Source organism: Pseudomonas sp. 2FG, from assembly GCF_005502935.1.
In the GTDB taxonomy this organism is placed as follows: domain Bacteria; phylum Pseudomonadota; class Gammaproteobacteria; order Pseudomonadales; family Pseudomonadaceae; genus Aquipseudomonas.
Genome location: NZ_SCMP01000002.1, coordinates 144,282 through 165,896 on the forward strand (window position 1 = coordinate 144,282; position 21,615 = coordinate 165,896).

Sequence of the window (21,615 nt, forward strand, 5' to 3'; positions counted from 1 at the left end):
AGTTCCTTATGCTTTTGCGGTTCGGATGACGCTGCGCTGACGCCGCGACAATTCACCGGCCAAGGCCAGGTAGGCGAGGGCACCACGGGATTGCTTGTCGTAGACCAGCGCCGGCATGCCGAAGCTTGGGGCCTCGGCCAACCGCACGTTGCGCGGGATCACGGTGTCGTAGAGCTTGTCGCCGAAGTGTTCTTTCAGTTGGGCGGAAACATCGTTGGTCAGGCTGATGCGGGGGTCGTACATGGTGCGCAGCAGGCCTTCGATCTTCAGCGCCGGATTGAGCAGCTTGCCAATCCGCTGGATCGAGTTGACCAAGTCGGTGAGCCCTTCCAGTGCGTAATACTCGCACTGCATCGGAATGATCACCCCATCGGCGGCAACCAGCGCATTGACCGTCAGCATCGACAGTGACGGCGGGCAGTCGATGAGGATGTAGTCGTAGTTTTCGCGAATCGGCGCCAAGGCCTGGCGCAGGCGGCTTTCCTTGGCCGGCATGTCCAGCAGGGCCACTTCGGCGGCGGTCAGGTCGCGGTTGGCCGGCAGCAGCTGATAGCCGCCGTGCTCGGAGAACTGCATGGCCTCGCCCAGGCTGCACTCGCCGATCAACACGTCGTAGATCGAATGCTCGAGCGCCAGCTTGTCGACGCCGCTCCCCGTGGTCGCGTTGCCCTGCGGATCGAGGTCGATCAACAGCACCCGGCGCTTGGTGGCAACCAGGGAAGCCGCGAGGTTGATGCAGGTGGTGGTCTTGGCGACACCACCTTTCTGGTTGGCGATGGCGAATACTTTAGCCATGGTCAGCGTCTGTCCCGGTTTGAGGCCCTAGGGTGCGGCGCAGTATCAGCAGATGGCGTTGGCCTTGGCAACCGGGAACCTTGAGCACATGGGTAGCGGTCAGCCGGAAGTCCGCCGGCAACGCCTGCAGCTCGTCGTCCGGATGCACGCCTTTCATCGCCAACCACCGCGTATTCAGATCGCCCAGGTGACGAGTCCAGTTGGCAAAGTCTTCCAGCGCGCTGAACGCCCGCGAACAGATACCGGCGAACGGCTGCGCAGGCCTGAAGCCTTCCACCCGGCTGTGGATAACTTCCAGATTGGCCAGTTTCAGTTCCAGCTTCACCTGAGTGAGGAAACGAGTCTTCTTGCCGTTGGAATCCAGCAGCGTGAAGTGGCGCTCGGGGAACAGAATCGCCAGTGGAATACCCGGCATACCGCCGCCGCTGCCGACGTCGAGCCAGTTATCCCCAGCCTCGCGCACGAAGGGCACCACGCTGAGGCTGTCGAGCAGGTGTCGCGAGACCATTTCGTCGGGATCGCGCACGGCGGTGAGGTTATAGGCCTTGTTCCACTTGATCAGCAGGGCCAGGTAAGCCAGCAACTGGCTGTGCTGGCTTTCACTCAGGCTGACGCCCAACAGCTCGGCACCACGGGTCAGTTCAGTTGCGTGTAACGCGGTAACCAGGGACATCAGGCGCTTTGCTCCAACTGACGCCCGGCGCCGCGTTTTTTCAGGTGAATCATCAGCAGGGAAATCGCCGCCGGGGTGACCCCGGGAATCCGTGAGGCCTGGCCGAGGGTTTCCGGGCGAGACTGGCCGAGCTTGTGCTGGATCTCTTTCGACAGGCCGGAAATACCCGTGTAGTCGATATCCTCGGGCAGCTTGATCTCTTCACTGGCGCGCAGACGGGCGATCTCGTCCTGTTGGCGGTCGATGTAACCGGCGTACTTGGTCTTGATCTCGACCTGTTCCGCGACTTGCGGATCGCTGCTACCCGCGCCCGTGACTTCGATCAGCCCGGCGTAATCGATTTCCGGGCGAGTCAGCAGGTTGAGCAGGTTGTATTCGTGGGTCAGCGGCGTGCCGAAACGCTCGGCGAGCGCATCGCCCTGGGCTGTGCCCGGGCGCACCCAGGTGCTTTTCAGCCGTTGCTCTTCCAGTTCGATGCCTTCGCGCTTGGCGCAGAACGCCGCCCACCGCCGGTCATCGACCAGGCCGAGCTCGCGGCCTTTTTCGGTCAGGCGCAGGTCGGCGTTGTCCTCACGGAGGATCAGCCGGTACTCGGCCCGCGAGGTGAACATCCGGTAGGGTTCTTGCGTGCCCAGGGTGATCAGGTCGTCGACCAGCACGCCGAGGTAGGCCTCGTCGCGACGTGGACACCAGCTGTCTTTGCCCTGGGCGCGCAACGCGGCGTTAGCCCCGGCGAGCAGACCTTGGGCGCCGGCTTCTTCGTAACCGGTGGTGCCGTTGATCTGGCCGGCGAAGAACAGCCCGCCGATCACCTTGGTTTCCAGGCTGTATTTCAGGTCGCGCGGATCGAAGTAGTCGTACTCGATGGCATAGCCCGGCCGCACTATGTGGGCGTTTTCCAGGCCGCGGATCGAGCGCACCAGTTCCAGCTGCACATCGAAGGGCAGCGAGGTGGAGATACCGTTCGGGTACAGCTCGTGGGTGGTCAGGCCTTCGGGCTCGATAAACACCTGGTGACTGTCCTTGTCGGCGAAGCGATGGATCTTGTCTTCGATCGACGGGCAGTAGCGCGGACCAATCCCTTCGATCACCCCGGAATACATCGGCGAGCGATTGAGGTTGGCGGCGATGATTTCGTGGGTGCGCGCATTGGTGTGGGTAATCCAGCAGCTGACTTGCTGCGGATGCTGCTCTTTCGAACCGAGGAAGGACATCACCGGAATCGGCGTGTCGCCGGGCTGCTCGGTCATCACCGAGAAATCCACCGAGCGGCCATCGATACGTGGTGGTGTGCCGGTTTTCAACCGACCGACGCGTAACGGGTGTTCACGCAGGCGTTGCGCCAAGGCAATCGACGGCGGGTCACCGGCACGACCACCGGAGTGGTTCTGCAACCCTATGTGGATAAGTCCGCCGAGGAAGGTGCCGGTGGTCAGCACCACGGATTCGGCGAAGAAGCGCAGCCCCATCTGCGTCACTACGCCACGCACCTGATCCTGCTCGACGATCAGGTCGTCGCAGGCTTGCTGGAATATCCACAGATTCGGCTGGTTTTCCAGGCTGTGGCGGATCGCGGCCTTGTACAGAACACGGTCGGCCTGGGCGCGAGTGGCGCGTACGGCGGGGCCTTTGCGGCTGTTCAGCACGCGAAACTGGATGCCACCTCTGTCGGTCGCTTCTGCCATGGCGCCGCCGAGGGCGTCGATTTCCTTGACCAGGTGGCTTTTACCTATGCCGCCGATGGCTGGGTTGCAGCTCATCTGCCCGAGGGTTTCCACGTTATGGGTCAGCAACAGGGTTTTCACACCCATACGTGCAGCCGCCAGCGCGGCCTCGGTACCGGCATGGCCGCCGCCGATGACGATCACATCAAAACGGGAAGGGAAATCCACCACGCACCTCGTGCCTGTTGAGAATTGGGGAGGCTTTTAACTTGGGAAAAGCGGAAAGCCGACAAGTATAGGGATTAAGCCGTGGTGAAAGAAGCCTTCTGCACAAAAAATAGCCAGCTCGGCCTTGGCTCGAAAAGCACGCCGGTTAATAAAGATTAAAAGAATGAATTTTTATAAAGCTTTGTTTTTATGTTTATTACTTATGCGCCACTTTTCTGTGGATAGATCGCTGCAGATCAATAGCAGCAAGGCCTCCAGCGTTTCAAAAGGCTGTGTTGATCCTGATTTCTGCCTGTTGGATAGCCGTATGTAAGCTGTGGATGAAAATACCGGTTATCCACAGGGCACTTTATCCCCCGTTTTATCACCGGGTTATGGACCGGGCTTAGGCCGGTTTTTCCACAAGGCTTATCCGTCTGTTTGTCCAGGCAAAAGTCGCCCACACGCAGACGTGGAAGCATTGAAGCTTCCACGGTTGTCGAAAGAGGGTTGGGAAAAGCAGGAATGTTTACGGCTTAGCGAGGAGACGGTTGGGCTGTTTCCCAACCGTTATGGCTGGCTTATTTACCGATACAGAAGCTGGAGAAGATCCGCCCGAGCAGGTCGTCGGAGCTGAAAGCCCCGGTAATTTCCCCCAGTGCCTGTTGCGCCTGGCGTAAGTCTTCCGCCAGGAGCTCACCGGCACCGGCCTGGGTCAGCTGGGCACGCCCGTGCTCGAGGGAGGCGCTGGCCAGGCCCAAGGCTTCGAGGTGGCGTCTGCGCGCGCTGAAGCTGCTTTCGGAGGTCTGTTCGTAGCCCATGCAGGTCTTCAGGTGTTCGCGCAACAGCTCCAGCCCGGCCGTGGATTTGGCCGAGAGGTTGATGCTGACGTGGCCATCGGCACTGACTTCGAGGGCTATGGTTTCCGTCGTCAGGTCCGCCTTGTTGCGAATCAGCGTGACCTTGGCCGGATCCGGCCGTTGCGCGAGAAACTCCGGCCACAGGGCAAAGGGATCGGCGGCCTCGGGGGCTGTGGCATCGACCACCAGCAGCACCCGGTCGGCTTCGCCGATAGCCTTGAGCGCCCGTTCCACGCCGATCTTTTCCACCTGATCAACGGTGGCGCGCAAGCCGGCGGTGTCCACCACATGCAGCGGCATGCCATCGATGTGGATATGTTCGCGCAAGACATCCCGCGTGGTGCCGGCGATCTCGGTGACTATGGCCGCTTCCCGCCCGGCCAGGGCATTCAGCAAGCTGGATTTACCCGCATTCGGCCGGCCGGCGATCACCACTGTCATGCCATCGCGTAGCAGCGCGCCTTGACCGGCTTCGCGCACCACCCCCGCCAGTTCAGTGCGCACCTCGTCGAGCAGACCCAAAACATGGCCGTCGGCGAGAAAATCGATTTCTTCCTCGGGGAAGTCGATGGCGGCTTCGACATAGATGCGCAGGGCAATCAGCCGCTCGGTCAACTCATGCACGCGTCGGGAAAACTCCCCCTGCAGCGAGCGCAAGGCATTGCGTGCCGCTTGTTCGGAACTGGCTTCGATCAGGTCGGCAATCGCTTCAGCCTGGGCCAGGTCGAGTTTGTCATTGAGAAAGGCCCGTTCGCTGAATTCCCCCGGTCGGGCCAGGCGGGCGCCCAATTCCAGGCAACGGCGCAGCAGCAAGTCGAGGACCACCGGACCGCCATGACCTTGCAGTTCGAGCACATCTTCGCCGGTGAAGGAGTTCGGCCCGGGGAAATACAGGGCCAAGCCTTCATCGAGCACCTGGTCTTGGCCATCATGGAATGGTCCGTAGTGGGCGTAGCGCGGGTTCAGTTCCCGCTGGCTCACCGCTTTGGCAATACTCGCGGCCAGCGGTCCGGAGACACGCACTATGCCCACGCCAGCACGGCCCTGAGCGGTGGCGATGGCGGCGATAGTTTCACGAAGGGTGCTCATGGCGGTGCTCTCATGACCAAAGGGCAGATAGCAAAACGCCCCGCCTCTGATTACTCAGGGGGGGGCGCTTGTCATCATCTTAGCAAGCTCGAATCAGGCTTCGGCCTTCTTCGCCGCGGCTTCGATCTTGCGGGTAATGTACCACTGCTGGGCGATCGACAAGCAGTTGTTGACCACCCAGTACAGCACCAGACCGGCGGGGAACCAGAGGAAGAAGAAGGTGAAGATGATCGGCATCAGCTTCATCACCTTGGCCTGCATCGGATCCGGCGGGGTCGGGTTCAGTTGCTGCTGGATAAACATGGTGGCGCCCATGATGATCGGCAGGATAAAGAACGGGTCCTTGATCGCCAGGTCGGTAATCCAGAACATCCACGGCGCCTGGCGCATTTCCACGCTTTCCAGCAACACCCAGTAAAGCGAGAGGAACACGGGCATCTGCACCAGAATCGGCAGACAGCCACCGAGCGGATTGATCTTCTCTTTCTTGTACAGCTCCATCATCGCTTGCGACATCTTCTGCCGGTCATCGCCATGCTGCTCTTTCAGAGCGGCCAGTTTTGGCGCGACGGCACGCATGCGGGCCATGGACTTGTAGCTGGCCGCCGACAGCGGGAAGAAGGCCAGTTTGATCAGGATGGTCAGCGCGATAATCGACCAGCCCCAGTTACCCAGCAGGCTGTGGATATGTTGCAGCAGCCAGAAGATGGGTTGGGCGATAAACCAGAGAATGCCGTAGTCGACGGTCAGCTCAAGACCCGGGGACAACTGTTTGAGGTATTCCTGGCTTTTCGGACCGGCGTAGAGGGTCGCCGCGGTTTCCGCCTTGGCGCCCGCCGCGACAGTCAAGCTTGGGCCGGTGAAACCGATGATGTAGTTGCCCTGGCTGTCTTTGCGAGTCTGCACCAGGTTGGCACTGTCCTTGGCCGGAACCCAGGCAGTCACGAAGTAATGCTGCAACCAGGCGACCCAACCGCCTTCGACCGTCTCTTTCAGCGGCTGTTTGTCGATGTCTTTCATCGACACTTTCTTGTACGGCTCTTCCTTGGTCCAGAGTGCGGCACCGAGATAGGTAGCGGTGCCGGTGGCGGTGGTCGAGGACGGATCGTCGCTGGAATCACGCTTGAGCTGAGCGAACAGGTTACCGGTCCAGGCTTGGGTGCTTTGGTTATCGATCAGGTAACGAACATCGACCTGATAGGACGAAGGATCGACACAGCCGGTTTTTTTCTGTTGCTGTTCCTTGGCGGAACACTGCGGATTCAAACCACGCTTGAAGCTGAAGCGTTTGATGTAGTTAACACCGTCGGCACGGTAATTCAGGTCGACGGTCAATTGGTTTTGACCCTCGGCCAGCGCGTAAGAACTCTGCGCACTGCTGTAAAGCGGCCGACCGCTGCTGCTGGCATCCGGGCCGTTGGCGCCGGTCAGGCCGCTTTGCGCCTGATACAGACGTTCGCCACCGTTATCGAACAGCTGGAAGGGCACATCGGGATGATCTTGCCGGCGTGGGTATTGCGGCAGAGTCAACTGCACTATGTCGCCGCCACGTGGGTCGATGGCCAGCTCAAGAACATCGGTCTTGACCCGAATCAGCTTATCGCTGGTCGCGGCAGTCGCAATTGCGCCCGGTTCGCTGTGCGCAGCATTCGCCGTCGGCACATCGTCACTGGCGCTATTCGCAACGGGGCTATCCGGCAATGTGGCGGCGACGTTGCCGGCGGTTGCACTTGGAGTTGGCAGTGCGGCTTGACCGTAGTCCTCGTTCCACTTGAGAACCATGACATAGGACACGATTGCCAGGGCGGCGATCAGGATCGAGCGTTTAATATCCATGATTACTCGGCCATCGAAGGGGGTCGGGAAGTGGGGGCGACTGGAACCGGATCGTAACCACCGGGATTCCACGGGTGACAGCGACCAAGCCGACGCAGGGTCAGCCAGCCACCGCGTATGAGGCCATGATGTTCGATGGCTTCATACGCGTAGCAGGAACAACTGGGGTAAAAGCGACAGTGACTGGCCATCAGCGGACTGATGGCATAGCGGTAAACCTGGATCGAGGCGAGTGCCAGTTTACGCATGGGGACTGTCGGTTACCCCCGTTTCGGTGAGGACTTCCGGGCGTGGCCGACTGCGTGCCAAGCGTTTCCAGAGCTTGCCGAACTGTTGAACGAGTTCGGGGTTTTCTAGATCACCTAGGCCTTTACGCGCGACTATCACGATATCCCAACCGACCAAGGACTCTTGGTTCAGGCGAAATGAATCGCGAATCACACGCTTCAGGCGATTGCGCTCAACCGAGAGCTTGACGCTCTTCTTACCGATGACCAAACCCAGGCGGGGATGATCAAGATCGTTGTTGCGCGCGAGCAGCAGGACGTTTTTACCCGGAACCTTACCGCTGGGGGAGTCGAAGACAGCCTTGAATTGTCGAGGGGTCAGCAGGCGCTTTTCCCGACTGAAGTCTTGACTCACCGCCGGTGCCGAATTATCAGACTGCCAGACGCTTACGGCCTTTGGCGCGACGACGCGACAGAACTGCACGACCGTTCTTGGTGGCCATGCGGGCACGGAAGCCGTGGGTGCGAGCGCGCTTGATAGTGCTGGGTTGGAAAGTGCGTTTCATGGTGCGTTACCTGGATGGTCGACTACGGGCCGGAATGGCCCCCGTTTTAAGAGACCGGCAATTCTAGAGAAAGCAGACGGTCAGGTCAATTTCCAACCAGCTTTTCCTGTGCAGATAAAGAATATTAAGAAAGAAGATATTTAAATCTTTTAGTGATGTTAATAACTCTTAGGGAAGCGATTTTCTGTGGATAACCTTGTGAAGCCCTTATGCTGTGCGGTTTTCAGCGTTTCGAAAGGCTGTCGAGAAACCGTGCTCCAGGTGTGCGATGCCGGCGGATAAGCTGGGGATAGAGTCGGTAGTTATGCACAGAGCGGTTATCAACCCGTTTTCGCTGGTGGTTATCCAGGCAGCTCGCGAGGGGTTATCCACAGAGATTCATGCAGGACGAGCAGAACCCATGAAACCCGAGTAAAGCTTTGATTTTACTTGCTGAGAACGCACGCTTCGTGTGGATAACTCCCTCTCCGGTCGCTACAATGGCGGCTGTTTTTGGCCTCGCGGCCTTTTCGACCTTAGGGGATATCCGTGTCCGTGGAACTTTGGCAGCAGTGCGTGGAGCTGTTACGCGACGAGCTGCCTGCCCAGCAATTCAACACCTGGATCCGCCCGTTGCAGGTCGAAGCGGATAGCGACGAGTTGCGCATTTATGCGCCGAATCGCTTCGTCCTCGATTGGGTCAACGAAAAATACCTGGGCCGCTTGTTGGAGTTGCTGGAGGAGCGCAGCGAGGGCATGGCTCCGGCGCTTTCCTTATTAATAGGGAGTAAGCGCAGTGCCGCTGCTCGCGTTGCTCCTGCTGCGCCGCTAGCTGCCGCTGTTGCACCGGCAAGCAATGTTGCCCGTAGCGATGAGCCGACTACGGCTACTGCTGTTGCGAATGAGCCTTCGCGCTCCAGCTTCGATCCGATGGCCGGAGCCAGCACTCAGACTGCGCCGGTACGCACCGAGCGTTCGGTTCAAGTAGAAGGTGCGCTGAAGCACACCAGCTATCTGAATCGTACCTTTACCTTCGAAAACTTCGTCGAGGGTAAATCCAACCAGCTGGCCCGTGCAGCGGCCTGGCAGGTGGCGGACAACCCAAAGCACGGCTACAACCCGCTGTTCCTGTATGGCGGCGTCGGTCTGGGTAAGACCCACCTGATGCATGCGGTGGGTAATCACCTATTAAAGAAGAACCCGAATGCCAAGGTGGTCTACCTGCATTCGGAGCGCTTCGTTGCAGACATGGTCAAGGCGCTGCAGTTGAACGCGATCAACGAGTTCAAGCGTTTCTACCGTTCGGTGGATGCCCTGCTAATCGACGATATTCAATTCTTCGCTAAGAAAGAGCGTTCCCAGGAAGAATTCTTCCACACTTTTAACGCGCTTCTGGAAGGCGGCCAGCAGGTGATCCTCACCAGCGACCGCTACCCGAAGGAAATCGAAGGGCTGGAAGAGCGCCTCAAGTCGCGTTTCGGCTGGGGCCTGACGGTGGCCGTGGAGCCGCCGGAACTGGAAACGCGGGTGGCCATCTTGATGAAGAAGGCCGACCAGGCGAAGGTCGATCTACCCCATGATGCGGCCTTCTTTATTGCTCAGCGCATTCGCTCCAACGTACGTGAGCTGGAAGGTGCGCTGAAGCGGGTGATTGCCCACTCGCACTTTATGGGCCGCGATATCACCATCGAGCTGATCCGTGAATCGCTGAAGGATCTGTTGGCGCTGCAAGACAAGTTGGTCAGCGTCGACAATATTCAGCGCACGGTCGCCGAATACTACAAGATCAAAATTTCCGATCTGCTTTCCAAGCGCCGTTCGCGTTCTGTCGCGCGTCCGCGTCAGGTCGCCATGGCCTTGTCGAAAGAACTGACCAACCATAGCTTGCCGGAAATTGGTGACGCCTTCGGCGGTCGTGATCACACCACGGTATTGCACGCTTGCCGTAAGATTGCTGAACTTAGGGAATCCGACGCGGACATCCGCGAGGACTACAAGAACCTGCTGCGCACGCTGACCACCTGATTCCACACGACGCAGCCCACGAGGCAAGGGACGAGACCATGCATTTCACTATTCAACGCGAAGCCCTGTTGAAACCGCTGCAACTGGTCGCCGGCGTGGTCGAACGCCGTCAGACTCTGCCGGTGCTGTCCAATGTGTTGCTGGTGGTTGAAGGCCAGCAGCTGTCGCTCACCGGCACCGACCTGGAAGTCGAACTGGTTGGCCGCGTAACGCTCGAAGAACCGGCGGAACCGGGCGAGATCACAGTGCCGGCGCGCAAGCTGATGGATATCTGCAAAAGCTTGCCGAATGACGCGCTGATCGATATCCGTGTGGATGAGCAGAAGCTGGTGGTCAAGGCCGGCCGTAGCCGTTTCACCTTGTCGACTCTGCCGGCGAATGACTTCCCAACGGTTGAGGAAGGTCCTGGCTCGTTCACCTTCAACCTGGTGCAAAGCAAGTTGCGCCGCCTGATCGAGCGCACCAGCTTTGCCATGGCGCAGCAGGATGTGCGCTATTACCTGAACGGCATGCTGCTGGAAGTGCAGACCGGTGTGTTGCGCGCGGTCGCTACCGATGGTCACCGTCTGGCCATGTGCTCGATGGAAGCCGGTATCGAACAAGCCGATCGGCATCAGGTGATAGTCCCGCGCAAAGGTATTCTGGAACTGGCGCGTCTGCTCACCGAGCAGGATGGCAGCGTCAGCATCGTTCTCGGCCAACACCATATCCGCGCGACTACCGGTGAGTTCACCTTCACCTCGAAACTGGTCGACGGCAAGTTTCCGGATTACGAGCGCGTGCTACCCAAGGGTGGCGACAAGTTGGTGTTGGGCGATCGTCAGGCGCTGCGTGAAGCCTTCAGCCGTACGGCGATCCTCTCCAACGAGAAGTACCGCGGTATCCGTCTGCAACTGGCGGCCGGACAACTGAAGATTCAGGCGAACAACCCCGAGCAGGAAGAAGCCGAAGAAGAGGTGGCGGTCGACTACAACGGCGGCAATCTGGAAATCGGCTTCAACGTCAGCTATCTGCTCGACGTGCTGGGGGTGATGACGACGGAGCAGGTTCGCCTGATTCTGTCCGACTCCAACAGCAGTGCGCTGGTACAGGAATCCGACAACGACGATTCCGCTTACGTCGTAATGCCGATGCGTCTCTGACGCTGACGTTGAAAAACGCCTAGATGTCCCTCAGTCGCGTCACGGTCACCGCGGTGCGCAATTTACACCCGGTGACCCTCTCCCCCTCCCCCCGCATCAACATCCTTCACGGTGCTAACGGCAGCGGCAAGACCAGCGTGCTGGAAGCCATCCACTTGCTCGGCCTCGCCCGTTCCTTCCGCAGTGCCCGGCTACTCCCGGTCATTCAGTACGAGCAATTGGCCTGTACGGTATTCGGTCAGGTTGAATTGGCTGAAGGTGGCCACAGCAGCTTGGGGATATCCCGTGATCGTCAGGGCGAGTTTCAGATTCGCATCGATGGCCAGAATGCGCGCAGTGCGGCGCAATTGGCCGAGACACTGCCGCTGCAACTGATTAACCCGGATAGCCTTCGCTTGCTCGAAGGCGCGCCGAAGATTAGGCGGCAGTTTCTCGATTGGGGGGTGTTCCACGTGGAACCTCGCTTTCTACCGGCCTGGCAGCGCCTGCAGAAGGCCCTGCGGCAGCGAAACTCATGGCTGCGGCATGGTACACTTGACCCCGCTTCGCAAGCGGCCTGGGACCGTGAACTGTGCCTGGCTAGCGATGAAATTGACGGTTATCGGCGCGCCTATATTCAGGCCCTGAAACCGGTGTTTGAACGCATCCTCGCCGAGCTGGTTGAGCTCGAGGGGTTGTCGCTTAGTTATTATCGCGGCTGGGATAAAGAGCGTGAGTTGAATGAAGTGCTGGCCACTTCCCTTCTCCGCGACCAGCAGCTTGGACACACTCAAGCGGGCCCCCAGCGGGCCGACCTCAGGCTTAGGTTCGGTGCGCACAATGCGGCGGAGATACTCTCCCGCGGCCAGCAGAAGTTGGTGGTCTGCGCCTTGCGCATTGCCCAGGGGCATTTGGTCAGTCAGGCCCGTCGCGGGCAGTGCATTTATCTGGTGGATGACTTGCCGTCAGAACTGGATGAGCAGCATCGCAAGGCCCTGTGTCGATTGTTAGAAGATTTGAACTGCCAGGTGTTTATCACCTGTGTAGACCATGAATTGTTGCGGGACTGCTGGCACACGGATACGCCGGTAGCCATGTTCCACGTGGAACATGGCCGTATCACCCAGACCCACGACCACCGGGAGTGAAGGCATGAGCGAAAATCAAACGTACGACTCCTCCAGCATTAAAGTGCTGAAAGGGCTAGATGCCGTACGCAAGCGTCCCGGTATGTATATCGGCGATACCGACGATGGCAGCGGCCTGCACCATATGGTGTTTGAGGTGGTCGATAACTCGATTGACGAAGCACTGGCTGGCCATTGCAACGACATCAGCATCACCATCCACCCGGATGAATCCATCACCGTGCGTGACAACGGGCGCGGCATCCCGGTCGACGTGCACAAAGAGGAAGGCGTTTCCGCCGCCGAGGTCATCATGACCGTGCTGCACGCCGGCGGTAAGTTCGACGACAACTCTTATAAAGTGTCTGGTGGCTTGCACGGTGTGGGCGTTTCGGTCGTCAACGCCTTGTCCGAATTGCTGCTGTTGACCGTGCGCCGCAGTGGCAAAGTCTGGGAGCAAACCTACGTGCATGGTGTGCCGCAGGCGCCGATGCGGACGGTTGGCGATACCGATAAGACCGGCACCGAGATTCACTTCAAGCCGTCGGCCGAGACCTTCCATAACATTCACTTCAGCTGGGATATTCTGGCCAAGCGCCTGCGCGAACTGTCCTTCCTCAACTCCGGTGTCGGCATCGTCCTCAAGGACGAGCGCAGCGGTAAGGAAGAACTGTTCAAGTACGAAGGCGGTTTGCGCGCCTTCGTCGAATACCTGAACACCAATAAGACCCCGGTGAACCAGGTATTCCACTTCGACGTGCAACGTGACGACGGTATCGGCGTGGAAGTGGCACTGCAGTGGAACGACAGTTTCAATGAGAACCTGCTGTGTTTCACCAATAACATCCCGCAGCGCGACGGGGGTACGCACCTGGCCGGCTTCCGCTCGGCGTTGACGCGTAACCTCAACACCTACATCGAACAGGAAGGCCTGGCGAAGAAGCACAAAATCGCCACCACCGGTGACGATGCCCGCGAAGGTCTGACTGCGATTATTTCGGTGAAAGTGCCGGACCCGAAATTCAGCTCGCAGACCAAAGACAAGCTGGTCTCCTCCGAGGTGAAAACCGCGGTCGAACAGGAAATGGGCAAGTACTTCTCCGACTTCCTGTTGGAAAACCCCAACGAAGCCAAGGCCGTGGTCGGCAAGATGATCGACGCCGCCCGCGCCCGTGAAGCCGCGCGTAAGGCGCGGGAGATGACCCGGCGCAAAGGCGCCCTGGATATTGCCGGCCTGCCCGGCAAGCTGGCCGACTGCCAGGAGAAGGACCCGGCGCTCTCCGAACTCTACCTGGTGGAAGGGGACTCTGCTGGCGGCTCGGCCAAGCAGGGGCGGAACCGCAAGACCCAAGCCATTCTGCCGCTCAAGGGCAAGATTCTGAACGTCGAGCGCGCACGCTTCGACCGGATGATTTCGTCCCAGGAAGTCGGCACGCTGATCACCGCCTTGGGCTGCGGTATCGGCCGTGACGAATACAACATCGAGAAGCTGCGTTACCACAACATCATCATCATGACCGATGCCGACGTCGACGGTTCGCACATCCGCACCCTGTTGCTGACCTTCTTCTTCCGCCAACTGCCCGAGCTGATCGAGCGCGGCTACATCTATATCGCCCAGCCGCCGCTGTACAAAGTGAAGAAGGGCAAGCAGGAGCAGTACATCAAGGACGACGAGGCCATGGAGGAATACATGACCCAGTCGGCCTTGGAAGATGCCAGCCTGCACGTCAACGAGAACGCGCCCGGCATCGCCGGTGAGGCGCTGGAGCGTCTGGTTAACGACTTCCGCATGGTGATGAAGACCCTCAAGCGCTTGTCGCGTCTGTACCCACAGGAGCTGACCGAGCACTTCGTCTACCTGCCGGCGGTCAGCCTCGACAACCTGGCCGATCAGAGTTCGATGCAAGGCTGGTTGGAGCAGTTCAACGAGCGTCTGCGTGGCGTCGAGAAGTCCGGCCTGGTCTATAAGACCAACCTACGGGAAGACCAGGAGCGGCATTTGTGGCTGCCGGAAGTCGAGTTGATTTCCCATGGCGTCTCCAACTACATCACCTTCAACCGCGACTTCTTCGCCAGTAACGACTACAAAACCGTTACCAGCCTGGGAGAGCAACTGAACAGCCTGCTGGAAGAAAGCGCCTTCGTTAAACGCGGCGAGCGCAAGAAGCCGGTGACTAGCTTCAAGGACGCCCTGAACTGGCTGCTGGCGGAAAGCACCAAGCGCCACAGCATCCAGCGCTATAAAGGACTGGGCGAAATGAACCCGAGCCAGCTGTGGGAAACCACCATGGACCCGGATGCCCGCCGCATGCTCAAGGTGACCATCGAAGACGCCATCAGTGCCGATCAGATCTTCAACACCCTGATGGGTGATGAAGTTGAACCGCGCCGAGAGTTCATTGAGACCAACGCGTTGGCAGTCTCCAACCTGGACTTCTGATGAGTTTGTCGACGGGCAAGTTAATTGTCATGTTCGTGCAAGTTATTGTCATGACAAAAAGCGTCACTACCCCGGCCTAGAGCCGGGGTTTTTCTTTATGGATCAGTTTCTTAGAGATGGTGGGGAACCATCGGTGGGGGCATCGCCTGTAGTGAAGCTACAGGAAATGTTCGCTAAATCTCGTTTCAGAAGGCGCGAAAATCTGCGCGTTTTGATGGGAGAATGCAGGCGGCCAATTTTGGGCAATGAAAACAGCATCGCCCATCAGTGCTCTCGAAACGCTGATGGGTGAGCTAATGGGACACGCTTGCGGATTCATTAAAACGAACGGCATGCTGAGCCACCCTGCCACCCTGCCACCCTGTAAGTGGGCAAAGTAATTTGCCACTTCGGCCAAAGTTAGCGGTTCGGCCAAAGTTGTTGGCCCGTAGCATGAAAATAGAGAAGCCCCTGCTGATTCTAGTCAGCAGGGGCTTTTTGTTGGGCACTGGAAGAGCTACTGACTGGCTTGCCAGTCAACCAAGAAGGATTCAGTCAGGCGATGCTTGGTCTTGTGCTCTTCTACGATCCCGGAAGATTTCATCCTGCTGAAGGTCGAATTCATCGAGGCTTTGTTAGTTTTGTTGCCTGGTATACGCCTGGTTCTCAAAGCATCGATTACCCATTGGCTACGAATGCGGGGCCGTTGATCGTTCAACATGTCCACAACCAAGAACGTCATGTAGCCCTTGCTGATGCCCCATTTTTTGGCAAATGCGTCGGGTAGATCTTTAGTCTGCTGGGCAACGATGTCCAAACCAAACCATGCAACGTAGTCATAAGCATGGAACGCAGTGCCTTCGTGCAGCAGCTTCGCTACTTTGGCTTTCAGGCCATCATTAAGCGCAGGGTGAATGACTTGCTGAACTGCCTGCTCAAGATCCCCCCCTGCTTCCTTCAATACGCCAGGCTGTAAGCCATCCAACAATGAGGCCCAAAGCGCATACAAATCTGCAAAGGATGACCAGCCCTGCTCTATCACACCTGGGAACTTGTACCGAAGATCACCCACTCGACGGTCTTCGGCTGGGAGGGAACTCATACCGACTAAGGTAGCCCTGACACCATCCACGAGGATGTTAAGCGGGGTTATGTTCCTATGGGTGAACCCAAGCCTGTGTAAGTAGCCAAGCCCCGCGAGTAATTGCTCCAGCCAGTGCCGGAACTCCTCGGCACTGATAGACGCTTGGTCAAAGAGCGTCTCACCACTCGCCCATGCTCGGCTGATAAAGTAAGCATCGGTGCTGGGAATTCGAGCAAGATCGAATACCCGCTCCAGCGCAGGATGGTAAATCTGAGCGAGCCGATGATATTGATCGGCCACCAGCTCCCAAACCTCATCTGCATCGTCATAAATCTGAACCGCGCAATCGAAGCGTCCAGCGATGTGGCGAGAACGCCAGATGCTTGAGAAAGCATCCTCATCGACTTGCTCGACCAATTCATAACGATTGTCGAGAACTGCCCCCGGTACAGCCTCAAAAGGAGCTTCTGAGGAGGAAAGTGCTGCTGAAGCGCCATCGCTCATAAGGTTTGCGATCAAGTGCGATAAGCGTTCTGAGGCCATCTCCCCTTCTGCATCGCTGCTTCCGGAGATTTCCCAATGAAGATTTTCGACCAAGGGCTTAAACAGTGAGGTGATGAGGTCAATGTCATCGCCTGCGCTATGGTTGTTCAGGATATCGACAAAGCAGACCTCACCTGCATCGGTGAGATAGATTGAGTTAGCGGAAACCCCACCCAATGTGGCTCCACGACGATGGATGCCTTGAATCGCCGTTAAAGCAGAAATCAGCGTCGACCTGGCTGACACTTCGGAATATCCCGAGAGATCAATGATCGAGAGGGGTTTACCTTTAGGCATGCTGATTGGCAGAACCATCAGTTCACCATCATCAATCAGTGGTGCGCTGTAAGTCACACCGGTTAATCCAGCCAGCTCTTGTAGTAACCGGAACTCGTCACGCAATTGCGTTTGCAGCTGCTCGCGCCGCTCTTGGCTCTCGCAATTGGGCCGGTTCACGATTTTCAGCATCCACTTGGAGTTCCAGTTCTCCAGGCGATACTCGGCCATCCATAGCTCAAGGCCATTCTGATCAAGCAGGCACTGTGTTTTTTGGTACTGCTGGAATCTATTGTTTTCGGCTATCTGCTGACGCAATTGCCCAAGAGTGGCAAGGACAAGTTCACGCTGAGCATCGATCAACTCGTACGCTTTGGTGGCTGTCAGCCCCTCAGCGCTGGTCAACGCCTTGGTGATCCCGCCTGGTGTCCACACTTGTAGGGAAGGCTCATCTTTTATGAGCGAGATGCTATGACCTTTGTCGCCGGTCACAAGTACCACTCCCTGACACCACGGCGCGTACAAACCGATTCCGGCGCGGTTACGAGCGTGATGAACGCCCGGTGTTGGTGGCAGGTGTCCTCCTATCGAGATGCTTGCCACGGGGGTGGAGGTCGAAGCCGTGCTCGACCTGATTGGGCGCATCGAGCATGGAGTCGTTTCCTGAGTCAGGAGGATTGGTTCGACGGCTACAATCCCAGGGTCTTCTTTAATGCGTCCAAGGTCAGATCGGGCCCATGGCGCTTGACCATCGCCGGGATTTTCGCAAAAGCCTGCAACTCGTCTTCGGCATATGGCAGGTGCAAATGGCCCCTGGTCTTGAAGGTAAACTGCTGGCTCAAGTGCTCTAACATAGCGGGCCAAAGCCGATTGGCTCGACCCGCTGGTGTGCTTACCGGATCCCATCCTCGATCAGAAAATCGAGACTCCTTACTTAGCGGCTGTGGCTGAGATGATCGGTGGGCCCAAATAGGCGCCTTTTAATGTCATCCGGTCGAAGCTGTACACATGGGCATGCGGGCTTTCGACGCATCGGCCTACCAAGGGGTACTGCTGGTCAGGTTTACCGGGCTGTAGTTCGATGTTGCTGCCGCAGCGCGGACAGTCTGCGGAAAAGCGCACTAGGCGAGTCCAGCGGTATTTCTCGTGACGGAACATCTCCAGTTCGCAACCATCATCCTTCATGGCAGTTACCCATAACGGTGGCCAGGCACTGATCAACCATGAAAGACAGGATGTCGTAAGAGCGCCCTCTCGATGGGTTCTCTACCAAGTGGCTTTTGAGGCGTCGTAGTGCTTCGTTCATGCTATTCCCTATGCAATTGATTCGTAAGCACTTTCTTTATTAGAGAAAGTGGGGGATCCGGATTGTCCCGGATCTTGAAGGTTTTCTGGGCAATACATTCTCAGTCTGGAGGCGCTCTTAACTCCAGAGGGATGCCCCATGACCATGACGATTGCGCTTGATTCCACCGACCGTATTGTTTCGATTGATGAAGTCCCCAGCGGACTGCTCTGCATGTGCAGATGCCTCGAATGTCAGGAGTCTTTGATTGCCCGCAAAGGAAAGCACCGTATCCATCACTTCTCGCATGTGTCGCAAAAGGTGCCTTGCGAGGTACAGCCTGAGAGCTTTCTTCATCTCTATGCCAAGCGTGTGGTTAGGGAGGCGTTAGGTCTGCATCTGCCTCCCCAGCCTGGTCATGTCCCGAACGCTGAAGATCAATCGTCCTGGTGGGATTTTGATTCAGTGCGTGAGGAGCTGTGGATGGGGGATTTCCGTCCAGATCTCGTAGCGCACCTATGCGATGGCCCGCTGCTGATTGAGTTCGCGTGCACGTCGTTTGTGGATGAAGAGAAGTTGGCCAGAATCGAGCGTGAGGGGATTCGTACGGTTGAGGTGGATCTGAGCGGCTTGGAGGTGACTTCCTCCGCTGCGGGGCTGCTGGAGCTTAAAAAATCAATTCTGCACCGGGCGGACATCAAGCAGTGGCTATACCTGACTTTGGTGTGTCTCGGCTGGTCAGTGGTTGATTCGATTGCTGATTGACCTGTTGCCAAACAACCGCAAGGGTGGCATTGTAATGACAAATGTCGTTACAGTGAGGGCCCGGTCATGGCTTCCATCAATATCCGTATCGACGACGAGCTTAAAGTCCGCGCTTACCGTGAGCTGGAAAGGCTTGGCGTCACCCCTTCTGAGCTGATGCGCCAAGCCTTGCAGTATGTGGCTGAGCGCGGCCAGCTGCCATTTCGCCCGGTGCTGATGACCGAGGATGATGAGGCGTTGATCGCCACCGTACGCGAACGCCTGGCGGCTCCTCAGCGCGTGAAGGTGGCGCTGGATGACCTATAGCCTTGAATTCGATGCACGGGCACTGAAGGAATGGCACAAGCTGGGTGATACCGTTCGCCAGCAGCTGAAGAAAAAACTCGCGGAGATATTGCTCAACCCGCGCATCGAGGCCAACCGTCTGCACGCGCTGCCCGGCTGCTACAAGATCAAGCTGCGCAGCAGTGGCTATCGGTTGGTGTACCAGGTGCTTGACCATGAGGTGGTGGTGTTTGTGGTGGCGGTTGATCGCCGTGAGCGTGAGCAGGTTTACCGCAAGGCTGCCGAGCGCCTCAAATAGCTGGGTATGGGCCGATGAGTGATAGTGATCTGCTGGGGCATTTACGGGCCGAAAATGCCCGCTTGATCGCTCTGTTGGAAACTCATGGCATTGAGTGGCGTTTGCCGGATGAGCCGCCGAAAGTTGAACCGGCTAGCCCAGCCCCACTGTTAAGTTCGAGTCTCGACACGGATGCCAAGCTGGCGCTGTTCAAGCGATTGTTTCGGGGCAGGGCCGATGTGTTCCCAGTGCGCTGGGAAAGCAAGGCCGGTAAATCAGGCTACTCGCCTGCTTGCGGTAATGAATGGCGACCGGGAGTGTGCGAGAAGCCCCGGATAAAATGTGGGGACTGCTCGCATCGTCAGCTCCTGCCGCTGACCGACCAGGTGCTCTACAAGCACTTGGCCGGAGAGATTGTCATCGGCGTTTACCCGTTGCTGCCTGATGACACATGCTATTTCCTGGCGGTGGATTTTGACGAGGCTGATTGGCGCGAAGATGTCACTGCTTTCGCCCAATCATGCCGTGACTTGGACGTGCCCGTGGCATTGGAAATATCCCGCTCGGGTAACGGGGCGCACGCCTGGATTTTATTTGAGCGCAATGTCCCAGCGTACGAGGCGCGGCTGCTTGGCTCCGCGATCATCAGCCATACCTGTGAGCGTACCCGTCAGCTGACGCTGGGGTCGTATGACCGGCTTTTTCCAAACCAGGACAGCATGCCCAAAGGCGGCTTTGGCAACTTGATTGCGTTGCCATTGCAGAAACGAGCCCGTGTGCTCAACGGCAGTGTTTTTGTCGATGAGACGCTGACACCTTATCCCGACCAGTGGGCATTTCTGGCCAGTATTCAGCCGATGTTCGGGCAGGACATTGCGCCCACGATACTGCGGGCCACAGGCGGTCGCCATCCATTGGATGTCACCGGAGTGGCGGATGATGATGAACTGAAACCCTGGCATCACCCATCGCCAAAGACCCAGAAATTGGCTTGTCCGCTGCCCAAGTCAGTGAGCGTGACCTTGGCCAACCAGATCTATTTCGACAAGTCCGAACTGCCCCAGCCATTGGTCAACAAGCTCATCCGATTGGCGGCTTTTCAGAATCCCGAATTCTACAAGGCGCAGGCCATGCGCCTGCCCGTATGGAACAAGCCCCGGATCATTGGCTGTGCAGAAAACTTTCCTCAGCACATTGCCTTGCCTCGTGGCTGCTTGGATGACGTCCGGACGCTGCTGCATGACAACGCGATTGAACTGGTGCTGCACGATGAGCGTTTCGAAGGAGAGCCCGTCGATGTCCGCTTTGCGGGCACGTTACGCGCGGATCAAGAGGCTGCTCTTGACGGAATGCTGGAGCACGACACCGGCATCCTCTGTGCGCCAACTGCTTTTGGTAAAACTGTCACGGCAGCCGCGCTGATTGCCAGGCGCGGTGTAAACACGCTGGTGCTGGTGCATCGGACGGAGTTGCTCCAGCAGTGGAAGGAGAGGTTGCAGGCGTTTCTGGGGGCAGACAAAACGAAGGTCGGCACTATAGGCGGTGGTAAGGCCAAGCCGACAGGCATCATCGATATTGCCGTGATGCAGTCCTTGTCGCGGCAGGGCGAAGTCAGCGAGCAGGTGAAAAAATACGGACAAATAATCGTGGATGAATGTCATCACCTGTCGGCCTTTTCGTTCGAAGCCATCCTCAAGACTGCTGGTGCTAAATATGTGTTGGGGCTGACCGCCACACCCATACGTCGCGATGGTCAGCAACCGATCATCTTTATGCAGTGCGGGCCCATCCGGCATACAGCTACCAGGCCCGAGAGTGCTCCAGCTGATCTGGCCGTGATGCCGCAGTGGCTGTCTCGACCGATAGTCATGCCTGAAGGTTCAGGTATTCAAGATGTCTTCTTGCAGGTTTGCAGCGACACGGAGCGAACGGCCAAGATTATTGCCGAGATCGGAGTCGCCTTCGACCAAGGACGGAAGATCCTGGTGCTGACTGAGCGAACGGATCACCTCAGTGCAATTGAAGAGCGGCTGAGTGGACGGGTCGAGAATCTGTTTACCCTGCATGGACGGCTTTCCAAGAAGCAGCGCGCCGCGCTTATGGGCGAGATGGCAGCGCTACCATCTGATGTGCCACGGGTGATCCTGGCAACAGGGAAATTGGTGGGTGAAGGTTTCGATCACCCAGCACTGGATACGTTGATACTGGCCATGCCCGTTTCCTGGAAGGGTACTCTCCAGCAGTATGCCGGGCGGCTGCACCGGGAGCATGCGGACAAGGCTGATGTGCGTATCATCGACTTCGTCGATGCCGGACACCCTGCTTTGTTGCGGATGTGGAGCAAGCGCCAAGTTGGCTATAAGGCTATGGGCTACCGACTCGCAGATTCGTCCAGCTCAATGGAGCTGCTTGGAAAGGGCTAACGGGCCTCACTCACGCACCATGCCTTCCGCTCGTCGTAGTTGGTAAAGAGGATGTTCCCAGCTGTTTATCGACAGCCTTGTCGGGC

The 21,615-nt window shown here is 57.8% G+C and carries 17 protein-coding genes and 1 pseudogene; 9 read left to right on the forward strand and 9 right to left on the reverse strand.

The genetic code is table 11. The features are described from left to right. Nucleotides 1–6: 6 nt before the first annotated feature. From FFS13_RS02535 to rpmH, 8 genes are all read right to left on the reverse strand, one after another. Nucleotides 7–795, reverse strand: coding sequence for a ParA family protein (locus tag FFS13_RS02535; protein WP_137817555.1), 789 nt, complete (start codon nucleotides 793–795; stop codon nucleotides 7–9). Then, complete coding sequence (gene rsmG, locus FFS13_RS02540) at nucleotides 788–1,468, reverse strand: 16S rRNA (guanine(527)-N(7))-methyltransferase RsmG (RefSeq protein ID WP_137817556.1); 681 nt, start codon at nucleotides 1,466–1,468, stop codon at nucleotides 788–790. Before rsmG ends, FFS13_RS02535 begins: the two co-directional genes overlap by 8 nt. Next, the gene (gene mnmG, locus FFS13_RS02545; RefSeq protein ID WP_137817557.1) at nucleotides 1,468–3,360 is read right to left on the reverse strand and encodes a tRNA uridine-5-carboxymethylaminomethyl(34) synthesis enzyme MnmG; all 1,893 of its coding nucleotides are present in this window, start codon (nucleotides 3,358–3,360) and stop codon (nucleotides 1,468–1,470) included. Before mnmG ends, rsmG begins: the two co-directional genes overlap by 1 nt. Nucleotides 3,361–3,920: 560 nt before the next feature. Then, nucleotides 3,921–5,288 (reverse strand): tRNA uridine-5-carboxymethylaminomethyl(34) synthesis GTPase MnmE, encoded by a 1,368-nt coding sequence (mnmE, locus tag FFS13_RS02550; RefSeq protein ID WP_137817558.1) that lies wholly within the window; start codon nucleotides 5,286–5,288, stop codon nucleotides 3,921–3,923. Between the two features lie 93 nt (nucleotides 5,289–5,381). Further along, nucleotides 5,382–7,124: a membrane protein insertase YidC gene (gene yidC / locus FFS13_RS02555; protein ID WP_137817559.1), complete on the reverse strand. Its 1,743-nt coding sequence runs from the start codon at nucleotides 7,122–7,124 to the stop codon at nucleotides 5,382–5,384. A gap of 2 nt (nucleotides 7,125–7,126) precedes the next feature. Next, nucleotides 7,127–7,372 carry a membrane protein insertion efficiency factor YidD gene (gene yidD / locus FFS13_RS02560; RefSeq protein ID WP_137817560.1) on the reverse strand — a complete coding sequence of 82 codons (246 nt, stop codon included), beginning with the start codon at nucleotides 7,370–7,372 and terminating at the stop codon, nucleotides 7,127–7,129. After that, nucleotides 7,365–7,766, reverse strand: coding sequence for a ribonuclease P protein component (gene rnpA / locus FFS13_RS02565; protein ID WP_218568589.1), 402 nt, complete (start codon nucleotides 7,764–7,766; stop codon nucleotides 7,365–7,367). Before rnpA ends, yidD begins: the two co-directional genes overlap by 8 nt. 16 nt (nucleotides 7,767–7,782) lie before the next feature. Continuing rightward, the gene (rpmH, locus tag FFS13_RS02570; protein WP_002551315.1) at nucleotides 7,783–7,917 is read right to left on the reverse strand and encodes a 50S ribosomal protein L34; all 135 of its coding nucleotides are present in this window, start codon (nucleotides 7,915–7,917) and stop codon (nucleotides 7,783–7,785) included. 528 nt (nucleotides 7,918–8,445) lie between these two features. On the opposite strand from rpmH, the gene dnaA reads away from it, so the two are divergent. The 4 genes from dnaA to gyrB are packed head-to-tail and all read left to right on the forward strand — an operon-like array spanning nucleotide 8,446 to nucleotide 14,612. Further along, nucleotides 8,446–9,921 carry a chromosomal replication initiator protein DnaA gene (gene dnaA, locus FFS13_RS02575; protein ID WP_137817562.1) on the forward strand — a complete coding sequence of 492 codons (1,476 nt, stop codon included), beginning with the start codon at nucleotides 8,446–8,448 and terminating at the stop codon, nucleotides 9,919–9,921. A gap of 38 nt (nucleotides 9,922–9,959) precedes the next feature. Beyond that, nucleotides 9,960–11,063 (forward strand): DNA polymerase III subunit beta, encoded by a 1,104-nt coding sequence (dnaN, locus tag FFS13_RS02580; RefSeq protein WP_137817563.1) that lies wholly within the window; start codon nucleotides 9,960–9,962, stop codon nucleotides 11,061–11,063. A 23-nt stretch (nucleotides 11,064–11,086) separates the two neighbouring features. Next, nucleotides 11,087–12,190 (forward strand): DNA replication/repair protein RecF, encoded by a 1,104-nt coding sequence (gene recF, locus FFS13_RS02585; protein WP_137817564.1) that lies wholly within the window; start codon nucleotides 11,087–11,089, stop codon nucleotides 12,188–12,190. 4 nt (nucleotides 12,191–12,194) lie between these two features. After that, nucleotides 12,195–14,612, forward strand: coding sequence for a DNA topoisomerase (ATP-hydrolyzing) subunit B (gene gyrB, locus FFS13_RS02590; protein ID WP_137817565.1), 2,418 nt, complete (start codon nucleotides 12,195–12,197; stop codon nucleotides 14,610–14,612). Between the two features lie 496 nt (nucleotides 14,613–15,108). On the opposite strand, the gene FFS13_RS02595 is transcribed toward gyrB, so the two are convergent. Next, nucleotides 15,109–16,986, reverse strand: coding sequence for a hypothetical protein (locus FFS13_RS02595; protein WP_171006401.1), 1,878 nt, complete (start codon nucleotides 16,984–16,986; stop codon nucleotides 15,109–15,111). A 70-nt stretch (nucleotides 16,987–17,056) separates the two neighbouring features. Here FFS13_RS02595 and FFS13_RS20240 point away from each other — a divergent pair. From FFS13_RS20240 to FFS13_RS02620, 5 genes and pseudogenes are all read left to right on the forward strand, one after another. Further along, nucleotides 17,057–17,161 (forward strand): annotated as a pseudogene (locus FFS13_RS20240) (antitoxin); the annotation flags it as partial. A 777-nt stretch (nucleotides 17,162–17,938) separates the two neighbouring features. Next, a complete protein-coding gene (locus tag FFS13_RS02605; RefSeq protein ID WP_137817567.1) occupies nucleotides 17,939–18,544 on the forward strand; it encodes a competence protein CoiA family protein in 606 nt (201 codons plus the stop codon). Between the two features lie 66 nt (nucleotides 18,545–18,610). Next, entirely contained in the window at nucleotides 18,611–18,850 is a 240-nt protein-coding gene (locus tag FFS13_RS02610; RefSeq protein ID WP_137817568.1) for a type II toxin-antitoxin system RelB/DinJ family antitoxin, read from the forward strand. Further along, a complete protein-coding gene (locus tag FFS13_RS02615) occupies nucleotides 18,840–19,127 on the forward strand; it encodes a type II toxin-antitoxin system RelE/ParE family toxin (protein WP_137817569.1) in 288 nt (95 codons plus the stop codon). The genes FFS13_RS02610 and FFS13_RS02615 overlap by 11 nt, the downstream gene beginning before the upstream one ends. Nucleotides 19,128–19,141: 14 nt before the next feature. After that, nucleotides 19,142–21,529: a DEAD/DEAH box helicase family protein gene (locus FFS13_RS02620; protein ID WP_137817570.1), complete on the forward strand. Its 2,388-nt coding sequence runs from the start codon at nucleotides 19,142–19,144 to the stop codon at nucleotides 21,527–21,529. The last annotated feature ends 86 nt before the right edge of the window (nucleotides 21,530–21,615 follow it).